The organism is Providencia sp. PROV004, assembly GCF_011045615.1.
Classification (GTDB): Bacteria; Pseudomonadota; Gammaproteobacteria; order Enterobacterales; family Enterobacteriaceae; genus Providencia; species Providencia rettgeri.
In genome coordinates this window covers 3,799,637-3,813,885 of sequence record NZ_CP042859.1, presented here as the reverse complement: position 1 = coordinate 3,813,885, position 14,249 = coordinate 3,799,637, and the positions used below count along the sequence as shown (strand labels likewise).

General features: G+C 37.7%; 12 protein-coding genes. 11 read left to right on the top strand and 1 reads right to left on the bottom strand.

Going from position 1 to position 14,249, the window contains the following annotated elements; genetic code table 11:
- The first annotated feature begins 236 nt into the window (after positions 1 to 236).
- From FVA69_RS17505 to FVA69_RS17490, 4 genes are all read left to right on the top strand, one after another.
- The gene (locus FVA69_RS17505; RefSeq protein ID WP_004908172.1) at positions 237 to 1,676 is read left to right on the top strand and encodes a purine-cytosine permease family protein; all 1,440 of its coding nucleotides are present in this window, start codon (positions 237 to 239) and stop codon (positions 1,674 to 1,676) included.
- 152 nt (positions 1,677 to 1,828) lie between these two features.
- Positions 1,829 to 2,584, top strand: coding sequence for an electron transfer flavoprotein subunit beta/FixA family protein (locus FVA69_RS17500; protein ID WP_109911663.1), 756 nt, complete (start codon positions 1,829 to 1,831; stop codon positions 2,582 to 2,584).
- A gap of 15 nt (positions 2,585 to 2,599) precedes the next feature.
- Positions 2,600 to 3,550, top strand: a complete 951-nt coding sequence (locus FVA69_RS17495) for an electron transfer flavoprotein subunit alpha/FixB family protein (protein WP_004908175.1) — start codon at positions 2,600 to 2,602, stop codon at positions 3,548 to 3,550.
- Positions 3,551 to 3,561: 11 nt separating this feature from the next.
- On the top strand, positions 3,562 to 5,244 hold the full coding sequence (locus FVA69_RS17490) for an electron transfer flavoprotein-ubiquinone oxidoreductase (RefSeq protein ID WP_109911664.1): 1,683 nt from the start codon (positions 3,562 to 3,564) through the stop codon (positions 5,242 to 5,244).
- Positions 5,245 to 5,333: 89 nt separating this feature from the next.
- Here FVA69_RS17490 and FVA69_RS17485 read toward each other — a convergent pair whose 3' ends face one another.
- Positions 5,334 to 6,047, bottom strand: a complete 714-nt coding sequence (locus tag FVA69_RS17485) for a UTRA domain-containing protein (RefSeq protein WP_004908180.1) — start codon at positions 6,045 to 6,047, stop codon at positions 5,334 to 5,336.
- A gap of 276 nt (positions 6,048 to 6,323) precedes the next feature.
- Here FVA69_RS17485 and FVA69_RS17480 point away from each other — a divergent pair, with 276 nt between their 5' ends.
- The 7 genes from FVA69_RS17480 to FVA69_RS17450 all read left to right on the top strand — a co-directional run bounded on the left by FVA69_RS17480 (position 6,324) and on the right by FVA69_RS17450 (position 14,173).
- Complete coding sequence (locus FVA69_RS17480) at positions 6,324 to 7,577, top strand: hypothetical protein (RefSeq protein WP_164529171.1); 1,254 nt, start codon at positions 6,324 to 6,326, stop codon at positions 7,575 to 7,577.
- On the top strand, positions 7,574 to 8,701 hold the full coding sequence (locus FVA69_RS17475; protein ID WP_164529170.1) for a hypothetical protein: 1,128 nt from the start codon (positions 7,574 to 7,576) through the stop codon (positions 8,699 to 8,701). The genes FVA69_RS17480 and FVA69_RS17475 overlap by 4 nt, the downstream gene beginning before the upstream one ends.
- A gap of 538 nt (positions 8,702 to 9,239) precedes the next feature.
- The gene (locus FVA69_RS17470) at positions 9,240 to 9,902 is read left to right on the top strand and encodes a CsgG/HfaB family protein (RefSeq protein WP_164529169.1); all 663 of its coding nucleotides are present in this window, start codon (positions 9,240 to 9,242) and stop codon (positions 9,900 to 9,902) included.
- Between the two features lie 21 nt (positions 9,903 to 9,923).
- The gene (locus FVA69_RS17465) at positions 9,924 to 10,277 is read left to right on the top strand and encodes a DUF4810 domain-containing protein (protein ID WP_004908184.1); all 354 of its coding nucleotides are present in this window, start codon (positions 9,924 to 9,926) and stop codon (positions 10,275 to 10,277) included.
- Entirely contained in the window at positions 10,274 to 10,930 is a 657-nt protein-coding gene (locus FVA69_RS17460) for a DUF799 domain-containing protein (protein ID WP_004908185.1), read from the top strand. Before FVA69_RS17465 ends, FVA69_RS17460 begins: the two co-directional genes overlap by 4 nt.
- A gap of 528 nt (positions 10,931 to 11,458) precedes the next feature.
- Positions 11,459 to 12,862 (top strand): tryptophanase, encoded by a 1,404-nt coding sequence (locus tag FVA69_RS17455; RefSeq protein WP_004908186.1) that lies wholly within the window; start codon positions 11,459 to 11,461, stop codon positions 12,860 to 12,862.
- 63 nt (positions 12,863 to 12,925) lie between these two features.
- Entirely contained in the window at positions 12,926 to 14,173 is a 1,248-nt protein-coding gene (locus FVA69_RS17450) for an aromatic amino acid transporter (RefSeq protein ID WP_004908187.1), read from the top strand.
- Positions 14,174 to 14,249 lie beyond the last annotated feature (76 nt).

Sequence of the window (14,249 nt, the reverse complement as noted above, 5' to 3'; positions counted from 1 at the left end):
TTACTGGTTTATGGAGCACCATAGGAAGCACTACCTGACAACAGGATCATGGAATTAAAAACACAACAACAATCAGGTTTAAGAATGTATTTCAATTAGTTATTTAGGGTGAATAACAGATAAAACATCACCCAGCGTAATGCTTAATAACTGTACCTTACAACTGTAGTTATTGCGGTTCCATTACGATTAATTGGTTCATTCTTTAAGCCAGCCTTGCTTAAAGAGGAGTTACCATGACAGTTTCAAACGACATCGCTACAGGGCAAAAAAACCGGCAGGAGAATGTACCTTTAATCGAAGCGCGTTCCATCGATTACATTCCAGAGTCCGAGCGCCACGGCACTTTATCAAGCCAATTCACACTTTGGTTTGGCTCTAATTTACAAATAACTGCAATTGTAACCGGAGCCTTGGCAGTCGTACTGGGTGGGGATGTATTCTGGTCATTAATTGGCTTATTTATTGGCCAACTGTTAGGTGGTGCCGTGATGGCCTTGCATGCGGTGCAAGGGCCAAAATTGGGGTTACCACAAATGATTTCGAGTCGTGTACAGTTTGGCGTATACGGTGCGGTCATCCCTATTTTATTAGTTTGCATGATGTATGTCGGGTTTTCTGCCAGTGGTACCGTGCTGGCAGGGCAAGCGGTCGGTCAGTTATTACATGTGACGGATTGGGTTGGAATTATTATTTTTGGTGTGGTGATTATCGGCATCACAATTTGTGGTTATCGCATCATCCATATTTTAGGGAAAGTAGCGAGTGTTATCGGCATAATTACGTTCTTCTATCTATTTTTCCGTCTATTTTATATGAATGATGTTTCGGTTTTACTGGAAAACCGTCATTTTAGCTGGACTAACTTTTTATTAGCGATGTCATTGTCTGCTTCTTGGCAAATTGCATTTGGGCCTTATGTTGCGGACTATTCACGTTATTTACCGACTAAAACTCCGACAATCAAAGCCTTTTTGGCCGTAGGTTCAGGTACAGTCATTGGTACGCAAGCATCAATGATTTTAGGGGTTTTTGCCGCAGCGCTTGCCGGCAATAAGTTTGCGGGTAACGAAGTCTCGTATATTGTGGGCTTAGGTAGTACTGGTTTGATAGCGGCTCTGTTATATATCAGTATTTTCTACGGAAAAGTGACGATAACTGCACTGAATGCTTATGGCAGTTTTATGTCTATGGCGGCAATTTGGTGTGGCTTCCGTGGGAAAAGCCAAATTTCTCGTGGGCAAAGGTTGTTCTTTATTATTTTAATGGTCAGTTTCTCAACCTTACTTGGACTAGCGGGCCAGCATTCATTTTTAAAACTCTTTTCTGCTTTCTTATTGTTTTTGCTTGCATTCTTTACCCCTTGGAGCGCAATCAACTTGGTTGACTACTATTGGGTCACTAAAGGCCGCTACGACGTCCCTGAACTTGCAAACCCAAATGGCCGCTATGGGCGTTGGAATAAAGTTGGGATATTTACTTACATTGCGGGTGTGTTAATACAGTTACCCTTTATTTCAACAGGGTTTTATACCGGGCCTTTAGTCGAAAAACTCGGTGGTGTTGATATCTCATGGATTGTGGGCTTGGTGGCAACCAGTGTTATTTACTATGTTGCGATTAAAAAATGGCCTATGTCAGTGGCAGACCGATTGATATTACCCACAAGTAAATAACCATTTCATCAAAAACTAGCATTAAAAATAGTAAAAATTGAGATAGCCAGTAGCAGTGTGAATATCACTGTTACGGTTTCTCTCAACCTAAAAAACGATTTTAGAACATCATCATACCCAATAATCGTTGAAGAATTGGGATAGGAGTTGCTATGAAAATTTTAGTCGCAGTGAAGCGAGTAATAGACCATAACGTCAAAATAAGAGTAAAAGCCGATGGCTCAGGCGTTGAATTGGCGAATGTCAAAATGGCCATCAACCCCTTCGATGAAATCGCTGTCGAAGAGGCTGTACGTTTAAAAGAGGCGGGAAAAGCGACAGAAGTTATTGCTGTTTCCGTTGGTGATATTGGCTATCAAGAAACATTACGCAGTGCGATGGCGATTGGGGCTGACCGTGGCATTTTAGTCCAGAGGCCTGGAGAATTAATTTTAGAACCACTGGATATTGCGCGCTTACTTCAACGAATCGTGGAAAAGGAACAGCCGGATCTTATTTTATTAGGCAAACAAGCTATTGATGATGATTGTAATCAAATAGGCCAAATGCTTAGCGCATTATTGGATTATCCGCAGGCGACATTTGCCTCACAAATTAAGCTTGAGGGCCAACTACTGCAGGTTACAAGGGAAATTGATGGCGGGTTAGAAACGTTAGAGATGCCATTACCCGCGGTTATCACAACGGACTTAAGGCTCAATGAACCTCGTTATGCAACTTTGCCTAATATCATGAAAGCTAAGAAAAAAACGTTAGATATTATCGATATTGCTGATATGAATTTTGCTCTATTAGGGCAAATTAAAACGCTTAGTGTCTCAGAGCCTAAAAAACGGGCAGGGCAATGTACATTGTTAGGCAGTGCGACAGAGCTAGTCAGTGCATTGCAAGCGAAAGAAGTGATTTAATCGAGGAAAATATCCATGAGCCAAATATCTGTATTAGTGGTTGTCGAGCATGATAATCAAACAATAAAAAATTCTACTTATCATAGTATTAACGCTGCAAAACAGCTTCTTACCGCGGGTGATCATTTGCACTTATTAATTGCAGGAGATGAGACGGAATTGGTCGCTCAGCTAGCTGCGAGTATACAAGGTGTGAGTAAAGTTCTAGAAATACAATCAGATAACTTGAAAAACCAACTCGCAGAACCGATGGCTCACGCCGTGGTTAATATTGCAAAGGAATATACCCATTTACTGTTTCCTGCGACGACATTTGGGAAAAATATAGCCCCACGGGTTGCTGCAACGTTAGGGGTAGCACAAATTTCAGACATTACTCAAGTTATTGATTCTCAAACCTTCATTAGACCTATTTATGCAGGAAATGCGTTAGCAACAGTACAAAATAATGGCCAACAAGTCGTGATTACGGTGCGTAGTTCGGCATTTTCAGGGGGATATGAAACACAAAATAATGCTGAAATTGAAACCATTTCCCTTGCCGATATTCCCTTGCGCAGTCAGTTAAAAAGCCAATCTCTAACCCAAGTTAGTCGTGCGGAATTGAGCTCTGCAAAAGTGGTTATTTCAGGAGGGAGAGGTTTGAGCTCTGGTGAAAATTTTGCACTATTGGAAACAATAGCTGACAAATTGGGCGCTGCGGTTGGTGCCTCACGTGCTGCGGTCGATGCAGGTTTTGTTCCGAATGACTATCAAGTCGGACAAACAGGAAAAATTGTCGCGCCAGAATTATATATTGCAGTAGGAATTTCGGGTGCTATTCAGCATGTTGCAGGCATGAAAGAAAGTAAAGTAATCGTTGCGATTAATAGTGATCCTGAGGCGCCGATTTTCCAAGTTGCGGATTACGGCATTGTTGGCGATCTGTTTGAGATCTTACCGGAATTTGACAAAGCATTAGCGTAAGAGGTGGACGAATGGCTATCGACAAGATTGATAAGATAAACGAGGCTCCCGAGCGGGAATCGATGGAGTTCGATGTCCTGATTGTCGGTGGTGGACCCGCAGGGTTATCTGCAGCAATACGATTAAAACAGCTAGCCGCAGAGAAAGGAACAGATATCTCGGTTTGTTTAATTGATAAAGGCGCACAGATAGGTGCTCATGTTTTATCTGGTGCAGTGATTGATCCACGGGCTCTCGATGAATTGCTGCCAGGCTGGCAGCAAAAAGTTTCAGGCCCCTTAACACCTGTAAACCATGACCGTTTTTTATGGTTGAAAGAAAAAAAAGCAAGTCATTTACCCCTATCTTTATTACCAAACTGTTTGAAAAATGATGGTAATTTCATTGGCAGCTTAGGGCAGGTAAGTGCGGCTCTTGCTGTTGAAGCTGAAAGATTAGGGGTTGATGTTTTTGCTGGTTTTGCTGCAACTGAAGTGCTATTTGATGAGACAAACCAAGTAATTGGCATCACCACCGGAGATATGGGGCTTGATAAATCAGGTAACCCAACGGCGATGTATCAACCGGGTATGAATTTACTTGCGAAAATGACCTTTTTTGCGGAAGGGTGCCGAGGTCAACTCGGTAAACAATTAATCAACCATTTTAATTTAGCCGCAGAGAGTGGCAAACAAACCTATGGTTTGGGAATTAAGGAAATCTGGCAAATTCCAAAAGAGCAACACCAAGCAGGGTTAGTTGTCCATTCTGTTGGTTGGCCACTAGATAACCACACCTATGGCGGTGGTTTTGCTTATCACTATGGAGATAACTTAGTCGCAGTGGGTTTGGTCGTCGGGCTAAATTATGAAAACCCTTATTTATCGCCATTTGATGAGTTTCAACGCTTAAAAACTCATCCTGCTTTTAGTGATTTTTTATCGGGTGGAGAACGGATCAGTTATGGTGCTAGAACGATGGTGGCGGGGGGATTAGCCGCGTTACCTGAATTAAGCTTTCCTGGTGGGGTGCTAATTGGCGATGATGCTGGTTTTTTAAATGCGGCTCGTATTAAAGGCACCCATTGTGCCGTTAAAAGTGGCGCACTAGCGGCAGAAGCGTGCTTTAGTGCTACCCAGAATGGAATGGTTGATTATTTACAGTTTAAAAAGCAGTTCCGCCAACTATTTGAAGAGAGCTGGTTATATCAAGAGCTTTACCAAACACGGAATTTTAAGCCTTATATGAAAAAAGGGTTAGTAGTTGGTTCAATGCTATTTGGTGCAGAACAACTGTTATTAAAAGGGCGTAGCCCGTGGACGTTGAAATTAAAACAATCGGACCACGAAGGAATAAAAGAAGCGAAAGGTTTTACACCGATAAACTACCCAAAACCCGATGGTAAATTAATTTTTGATAAGCCTTCTTCCGTGTTTTTATCGAATACCAACCATGAAGAGGAACAACCCTGTCATTTAAAACTGGCTGATACTAATGTCCCTATCCAAATTAATTTAATGAAATATGCCGCACCTGAGACGCGTTATTGCCCCGCTGGAGTCTATGAAATTATAGGGGATAAAAGTGAAGAAAAACTGCAAATTAATGCACAGAACTGCCTGCATTGTAAGGCTTGTGACATAAAAGATCCGTTACAAAATATCACCTGGACTGCTCCCCAAGGAGGGGAAGGGCCTATTTATCAAGGAATGTAAAACGAATTTATTGTGATGTAGATGTGCTTGATATTTTTTGTTTTATCAGTCGCTTTGGGGCAATTTTGCCCCATTTTTTTATTTCTGCATTAATTCTCAATTCGCGAATGTAATTTTAATTTGTAGCGCGAACCAGCGGTGATCATTTTAACATAGCTAATTAGGGTACTACCCGTCCAAGTGCGTCGACTAAGTTGTAAGCAAGGTGAGCTTTCTTTAATTGATAATGATTGAGCGATGGACTTTGTGGCTAATGCGGCTTCAATGGTATGTTCCATTTCACTGACAGGAAAATGGCGTTGCAAATAACCGCTAGGTGTTTCTGTATCGCCATATTTTTGCTTCACAAAGTCAGGCACAATGGCGTGGTTAACATAACGTTCTTCTAACATTAAAGGAATATCGTTTTCAAAATGAAGAACTTTACAGTAGCCCACATCACTTCCTTCGCTAATTCCGAGCTGTAGCGCGATTTCTGCTGATGCGGAAATAGTTTTAAGTTGTAATTGGTGACCGCTATATTTGTTACCGCTCGTTGAGATCTCATCAAAAATATCAAATGCTTTTGTAACCGGAAGCTCATGTTTTTGGGTGGCAACAAATGTGCCTTTCCCTGCAATACGATTTAGGATCCCTTTTTGGCTTAACTCTGAAATGGCTTTATTCACCGTCATACGGCTTACATTAAATTGAGCGCATAGCTCTAATTCTGTCGGTATTTGAGTTTCAGGCTTAAAAATACCTAAATCAATACTGCGTAAAATGTAAGACTGAATTTGCTTATATGCAGGTTGTGATGTCATCGCTATTATTCAAAATTATTGTTAAAGGAAGGAGTGGTAAAATTGCTTTATTGCCACATTTCACTCACAAACTTTGTATTGAATGCAAGTTTATCAGTAATTGCCGGCTTTGCTAGTAGGAGACACCTATTTCTAATGATTAACCTGAGTTAAATAACAGTTTAGGGTGCTCGTCATTGTCTGAATTATTTTATTATAAGGTAAGTTTTACTAGGGCTATATACCTTTATTTATTATCATAATGTTAAATTTACTTAGCGAAATAGGCATTTACTCATGCGAGTTCAATATTTCCATGTCAGTCTTACTCAATGTGATTATCAAAATGTCAGTCCAATGGGGATGGTAAGATTGATTGCCTCTGAAAAAGTATTTTTCTTTAATCAGGATGATTTTTCAAATAGCCAAATTTTTTTAGAGCGCATACAGCAAGGTGACTCTTTGGTTATTTGTGCAGAAGAGATGAATGATGGAAGCTATTGGGTTGAATGGGTTTACCATGCAGAGCATGGCCGGCTTGAACCTGATAGAACCGTTAGCTTCAATCGTTCATTAGGAAAACAATACTTAATTTCGTTAGCCTTAATGGCCCTGATACCTGCGGTGTATTACTGTTTTACTGAGGCAGACGACAGTTTCTTGATGATCATATTAGTGGCCATTTTGGGTTGTGCTGCTTTCTCTGGGATCGTTCTTTTTGGCTTAGCACTCGCACAAACAAAGCATATTTTAAGTCCAAAACGAAAGTTAATTTTGAAAGCGCTAGATTCACTTATTGCTGGGAAATATAAACTGTTTGAAGAAACTTCATATATTGAAATCGACGGTATCAAAAATCCTAAATCTAAGCCTGTAAAGTTACATAAAGCCGCTGAAATTAATGTTGATAAAACATCACTATCAGTTACAAAAGGCAAGGTAAATATCACTGCAAATTACAACCTTACGATCGCTGCAGGAGATACTCTCCAAACACTCAATAAAGTTAATTTACAGATTAATAAAAAACACATGGGAGTTTTAGTCTCAGCAAATGAGCCTCTTTTTAATAATCATAAACTATTTATTGCGCAGGGGGATGAACTTGAGGTTTTACATAAAAACATTCAGGAAAATTCAAAGGAACAAGTGGTTTTTGGCATTCTCAATCATCAAGACGGACTAGCATATAGTCTGATTGGTAAAGGTGCTCCACAAGAAAGAGGGTTCTATATTGGTTTATGGGGTTTTATTTTTTGTATTCTAGCGCTTTTCATTCTAGTTGCTGGTTGGGCATCTATTAGTGAAACCTTTGAAAAAGGCGGCTATTGGGATTATTGGGACTGGATGAATATTATTGATACTGGTGTCATGTTTATCAGTTTCTCAGGAACTATTTTACTCGGAATAAGCTTCCTTATTGCTTTATGTGTGGCGATTTATTTTAAAGTGTCAAAACGCGGTAATGCCTATTATCAATCTCAATATTTTTTAAAACAACTTCGTCGGCAGCACGGTAAAACAGATTATGTGACGGAGGTGCGTTCATGAACCCATTTCTCAGTAAACGATTCCTTATTTTAATGTTTATTTTCTCATTCAGTTTATTGTTAACTCTTTTTATTTTTATTCGTGGTGGCACGGAAGATTGGCAATGGCAAAACCATAATGAAAATAGTGTAGCAATAGGTAGCTATGATTTCGCAACGACATTTCCATCTGAAAAGGGGATGCTAATAATAGCTCAAAAAAGCAGCCGTTCTAGCTATTATTATTCTTATAGTCCTTATGAAACGTTGAGTGAATATGATTACCAGATATTGTTTGCAGATAATCAAGGTGTCCATTTTATTACGTATGGTGACCAAAGCTTCTATAATGCTGTTTGTGAAAGAAATGAGTGCTTAATCATGCTAAGGGATGGCTACCGTACTATTAATTTAACCAACTTTTCGGTAAGTGAATTAATTCCTTGGGGAGATAAGCCCAGTACTCTATTTTCGACATTAATTATGGGTAAAATTTATCAATCTAAAGGTTCTCCTTTTTATGTGGTTGCGGATAATGAAAATATCTTTATTAGCACAGATAAAGGAATGACATGGGAACATTTTATGAATGTTCGTGATTTAGCTAAATCATTATTCCCTGAGGAAATTGCGGGTAATTCAAATTTCTCCTACGCGACTTATCGAGATAAAATCGTAATGTGGTACAGCTATGGTAATCAAATGGGATCGCTAGAAGTTATTATGGATATCCCCACTAAACAGGTTATTAGTAGTAAATGGCTACCTGTCAGAATTAATGAATCAGCACAAAATCGTCATGGCGATATTTTTGTGGTTGCTCAGGAGCCTTCACGCCGTTTATTTTCTTTGATGCAATTCCAGACTAATGGTGATTTTGACGTTATTGCAGAAAGCGGTTATAACCATTTGAACAGCTTAAAAGTTGGTAATCAGGGGGTAATTGTTTCGAATTCAGTTAGAGGTTCACAACAATACTTAATGATGGATATTGCAACGAAAGAGATCCGTTATCGCCCTGAATATCCTTTGTATAACAAAATATATAATATGACGGACCAATCCTTGATTGAAATAGAAAGTAGTTATTCTAATGAAAGTAACCTGGCTAAGGGAACGCCTATTACTTATCAATCTTTGCATTGATATGCGATTGTGATTTAGCGTGTTCTCATTCAAGAAGGATAGGGGAAACTCTATCCTTTTTTATATTGGTTACTTAAAAGGTTGATTTAATGCGGAGATGGGGATAGCTTGCGGTAAAAATTTTCGAGTTAAGATGAGTAAGAGGGCCTTTCAATGGTAGATTGAAAAATAGATAAAAATTAATCAATTCTAATTAATTATATGGAAATATTACCTTTAATCAGAAAAAAACAAATAAAATAAAAGAAATATAGATAATAATATATATTATTATCTATAGAGGGTGATATTCGATATCATCACTAAAGATTACTAATTAAATTATTTTTTTAAATTTATCCATGTTTAATCAAACGGTTGATTTTATTTTAGTAAACCTTAGTGACTTTATGAATATTATCGTAATTGAAAATTAAGCTAAACATAAGGTAAAAAATAGGTAGTATTGACTAGATCCTATTCTTCATTTAATGCAAAATAACAGTGCAAAAATTAATTCTAATTCTAATTCTAATTTTATTTTAATTGAGATAGCTAAATGAATATATCCAAAATCAGTATTGCATCTATTTTTATTGCAAGTGCATTATTAAGTGGTTGCGCTAAAGAATCTTCTCGCTCTTTAGCTGTAGAAAAAGTTGCGACATATAATACTCAATATTCAGGTCCAAAAAGCCCAATATCAATAGGGAAATTCGATAATCGTTCTAGTTATATGAATGGTATTTTCTCTGATGGTGTAGATCGTTTAGGTAATCAATCTAAAACCATTTTGATGACACATTTACAGCAAACAGGTCGTTTTAATGTATTAGACCGTGCAAATATGCAAGAGCTTAAAGAAGAAGCTGGCATTAATGGTCAGTCTCAACAGTTAAAAGGTGCAACTTATGTGATTACTGGTGATGTTACTGAATTTGGGCGAAAAGAAGTTGGGGATCGCCAGTTATTCGGTATTTTAGGTCGTGGTAAATCACAAGTAGCATATGCCAAAGTCAATTTAAACGTTGTTAATGTTCAAACATCTGAAGTGGTATTTTCTTCACAAGGTGCTGGTGAATATGAATTATCAAATAGGGAAGTGATTGGTTTTGGTGGTACCGCTAGTTATGACTCAACATTGAATGGAAAAGTATTAGATTTAGCCATTAGGGAAGCTGTAAATAACTTAGTTTCGGGTATTGAAAGCGGTGCATGGTAGCCAGCTAAATAAGGAAATACGATGAAAATTAAATTATTGGCTGTTATGGCCGGTGCGATTTTATTAAATGGCTGTGCCAATGAACCAAAACCATTATATAACTGGGATGGTTATCAAACAACGGTTTACCAATATTATCAACAAACAGAAACTAGCCCCCAAGAACAAATTCAAGCTTTGAAAAAGAATTTGGAAATGAGCAAAGCAAAAGGTTTGGCAACTCCGCCAGGGTTACATGCACATTTAGGGTTATTGTATTCAACAACCGGAGCGGTTGATCTTGCAATGCAAGAATTCACTGCAGAAAAAGCATTGTATCCAGAATCTGCGGCTTACATGGATTTTCTCATGAAAAATAAAGGAAAAGTAAAATGAAACATTTACTTATAGTCTGCGGATTGGTGATGACATGGTTATTAACGGGATGTGCTCAGCCAACTAAAGTTGATTACACGGCATTTAATCAAAGTAAACCAAAAAGTATTCTGGTGCTATTACCACAAAATAGTTCACCAGAGATACAGGCAAGTCATGGTTTATTATCACAAGCGACCTTTCCTTTAGCTGAGGCGGGTTATTATGTGTTCCCTGTTGCTGTTGTTGAGGAAACTTTTAAGCAAAACGGGATGACAAATGCGGGTGATATTCAGGCTGTTCCTCCAGCAAAATTACGTGAAATTTTTGGTAATGATGCGGTACTTTATTTGAATATCACTGAATACGGAACAAGTTATCAGGTTATTTCCAGTGATACTCGCGTTACAGCGGATGCAAAATTGGTTGATGCTAGAACAGGGGCGTTACTATGGAGTGGCTCCGCAACTGCATCGAGTGCTGAAAATAATTCCTCGTCAAATGGTATTATTGGGGCGTTAGTGTCTGCTGTTGTTAACCAAATCGTAGATACAATGACAGATAAAAGCTATGCAATTGCAGGTATAACAAGTGTTAGGTTATTATCTGCTGGTAAGCCTAATGGTATCTTATATGGGCCTAGATCACCTAAATACGGTAAAGATGCTCAGTAATTATTAATTATTTGAATAATGGGTAAAATAGGATAAAACTATTTTACCCATTTTATTTAAGTTATCTTTTATTTAAGTTAAATTAATGTATTTAATTATGTTGTTATATTAAGTATATGTATTTTTTACTAATGTAGTTAAACTAAACTTAATAAAATTAAACTCTTATTTAATAAATAAATTAAGACTGTGACTTGAGTCAAGTTGTTCCAGCCTCTCTTACTAATAATGTGATAGAGGTACAATATTATGACAATAGCGATTACTTTAGTAATACAACTGTTATATATATAATAGTTGTCGGTTGTACTAATTCCTCGTTGATAGGAGTCATAGTATGTTCTTGTTAAACGAATCTCTTATTTCAAGGTATTTCTTCTATATGAAGAAATGGTTCAATATTGATATCTCTTTAGCCTTCTTTTTCCCAAATAAATAACCTTTCTATTTTCCTTTCTTAAAGTTTTTTTAACTTATTTCACTATGGGTTAAATCTCTATTATTTAATGAAAAATTAAAGGTATTATCATGGCTAAAAGAATCGTAGAACCATTCCGTATTAAAATGGTAGAAAATATCCGTATTCCATCAAGAGAAGAACGCGAAGCGGCGTTAAAAGAAGCAGGATATAACCCATTTTTACTACCAAGCAGTGCGGTTTATATTGATTTATTAACTGACTCAGGTACTAATGCGATGAGTGACCACCAGTGGGCAGCAATGATTACTGGTGATGAAGCGTACGCAGGATCTCGTAACTATTATGATTTAAAAGATAAAGTGAAAGAGATGTTTGACTATGATTATGTCATTCCTGCTCACCAAGGTCGCGGTGCTGAAAATATGTTATTCCCTGTTTTATTGAAAGTAAAACAGGAACAAGGCGGTGCTAAAAAACCGGTATTTATTTCTAATTTCCACTTTGATACAACAGCAGCACACGTTGAATTAAACGGTTGTAAGGCAATTAATATTGTTACCGAAAAAGCCTATGACTCGGATACTTATGATGATTGGAAAGGCAATTTTGATATCCAAAAATTAAAAGATAATATTGCTGAGCATGGTGCAGAAAACGTTGTTGCAATTGTATCTACTGTAACTTGTAATAGTGCGGGCGGTCAGCCAGTATCAATGGCGAATTTGAAAGAAGTTTATGAGATTGCTAAACAACATAATATCTTTGTTGTCATGGACTCGGCTCGTTTTTGTGAAAATGCGTATTTTATTAAAGAGCGTGATCCTAAATATAAAAATTCGACAATTAAAGAAATTATTCTTGATATGTACAAGTATGCTGATGCATTAACGATGTCAGCGAAAAAAGACCCACTATTAAATATCGGCGGGTTGGTTTGTATTAAAAATGACGAAAAAATCTTCACACTGGCAAGACAACGCTGTGTTCCAATGGAGGGTTTCGTGACCTATGGTGGCTTAGCGGGTCGTGATATGGCCGCAATGGTACAGGGTCTTGAAGAAGGGGCTGGTGAAGAATATCTGCATTATCGTATAGGGCAAGTTAAATACTTAGGCGACCGCTTACGCGAAGGTGGTATTTCAATTCAATATCCTACAGGCGGGCACGCAGTATTCGTCGACTGTAAAAAACTGGTTCCACATATTCCAGGTGACCAATTCCCTGCGCAAGCTGTTATAAACGCACTTTATTTGGAGTCTGGTGTTCGTGCGGTTGAAATTGGTTCATTCTTATTAGGCCGTGATCCTGAAACGGGCAAACAAAAACATGCAGACATGGAATTTATGCGATTAACTATTGCGAGACGCGTATATACCAATGACCATATGGATTACATTGCAGATGCTCTCATTGGGTTAAAAGATAAATTCGCAACTCTGAAAGGTCTTGATTTCGAATATGAACCACCAGTATTAAGGCACTTTACTGCAAGATTAAAACCAATTAAATAATAGGTCGTTCTTATGGTTCCCGTGCAATGCGGGAACCTCATCCTTATTCTTAAGGTAAACACCATGAATAATTCGGCAGCCAAAAAAGAACCCTCCATAATGGTAGGGGGTTTTGTGCTAGGCGGTGCCATGATAGGGGCGGGTATGTTTAGTTTGCCCACTATTATGGCTGGAGCTTGGTTTATTAACTCTGTAGTTATCTTGTTAGTTGTTTGCTTTTTTATGTTTCATTCAGGGATTTATATTTTAGAATGTATATCGAAATATGGATCAGGAACGAATTACTTTTTCATATCTAAAGAATTATTACCAAAATGGGCATGCTATATAGCTAATATGGCATTAATATTTGTACTCTACATATTAATATATGCCTATATATCAGCCGCAGGTTCAGTGATTAAAGAAGCCGCCGCCATTTATGGATACAACATCAACTTAAGGTTAATATTTATTATCTTTACATTAATATTAGGTGCGAGTATTTGGTGGAGTGGTGTTGGAGCAAGCCGTTTAACATCATTATTTTTATTTATTAAAATAGTTTTATTTATTTTGGCTTTCTCTGGGTTATTTTTTATTGTAAAAACAGATTTGTTATTAACTTCACCGGTTGAGGGCGGACAAACAGCATTGCTACCTTTTGTCTTTATTATTATCCCCTATGCAATTACTTCTTTTGGTTATCATGGGAATGTTTGTAGTCTATATAAGCTTTATCATGAGAATGAAAGAAAGGTTGTTAAGAGTTGTGTTATCGGTTGTGTATTAGCACTGGTTCTCTATTTTCTTTGGATCATGGGGACAATGGGAAATCTACCACGGGCAGAGTTTTTAACAATTATTAATAAAGGCGGTAATTTAGACGCATTTATTGAATCATTATATGCAGTGCTGAATAGCAAAAATATTGCGACATTCTTACTGTGGTTTTCTATTAGTGCTGTATTCTGTTCATTCTTAGGTGTCGCAATTGGGTTATTTGATTACATTCTTGCTTCGCTAAATTTTAAAGATAACCCATCAGGTAGAATGAAATCTGCATTATTATGTTTCTTGCCTCCTCTTATTCTTTGCATGTTATTCCCAAATGGTTTTTTGATCGCAATAGCTTATGCAGGTATGGCGGCATGTATATGGGCGATTATTTGCCCTGCAGTTATGGCATTAAAGGTAAGAGAGCGTTTTCCTGAATCTAAATTTAAAGTGTGGGGCGGAAAGGGGTTAATCTATGCCGTAATCGCTTTTGGTGTCTTTGGTATTATTTGCCAATTGTTAGCGCAGTTTAATTTGTTACCGATATACCGTTAATTTTTCAAAATACAAGCTGTAAAATAACTGCAAAGGTACAGTGAGGGTTCGCTGTACCTTTTTTCTGTCCAACAAT

Coding starts and splice junctions, on each gene's coding strand:
- FVA69_RS17470 (WP_164529169.1), top strand. CDS start 9,240: ATGAATATATCCAAAATCAGTATTGCATCTATTTTTATTGCAAGTGCA.
- FVA69_RS17495 (WP_004908175.1), top strand. CDS start 2,600: ATGAGCCAAATATCTGTATTAGTGGTTGTCGAGCATGATAATCAAACA.
- FVA69_RS17490 (WP_109911664.1), top strand. CDS start 3,562: ATGGCTATCGACAAGATTGATAAGATAAACGAGGCTCCCGAGCGGGAA.
- FVA69_RS17450 (WP_004908187.1), top strand. CDS start 12,926: ATGAATAATTCGGCAGCCAAAAAAGAACCCTCCATAATGGTAGGGGGT.
- FVA69_RS17460 (WP_004908185.1), top strand. CDS start 10,274: ATGAAACATTTACTTATAGTCTGCGGATTGGTGATGACATGGTTATTA.
- FVA69_RS17480 (WP_164529171.1), top strand. CDS start 6,324: ATGCGAGTTCAATATTTCCATGTCAGTCTTACTCAATGTGATTATCAA.
- FVA69_RS17505 (WP_004908172.1), top strand. CDS start 237: ATGACAGTTTCAAACGACATCGCTACAGGGCAAAAAAACCGGCAGGAG.
- FVA69_RS17465 (WP_004908184.1), top strand. CDS start 9,924: ATGAAAATTAAATTATTGGCTGTTATGGCCGGTGCGATTTTATTAAAT.
- FVA69_RS17500 (WP_109911663.1), top strand. CDS start 1,829: ATGAAAATTTTAGTCGCAGTGAAGCGAGTAATAGACCATAACGTCAAA.
- FVA69_RS17455 (WP_004908186.1), top strand. CDS start 11,459: ATGGCTAAAAGAATCGTAGAACCATTCCGTATTAAAATGGTAGAAAAT.
- FVA69_RS17475 (WP_164529170.1), top strand. CDS start 7,574: ATGAACCCATTTCTCAGTAAACGATTCCTTATTTTAATGTTTATTTTC.
- FVA69_RS17485 (WP_004908180.1), bottom strand. CDS start 6,047: ATGACATCACAACCTGCATATAAGCAAATTCAGTCTTACATTTTACGC.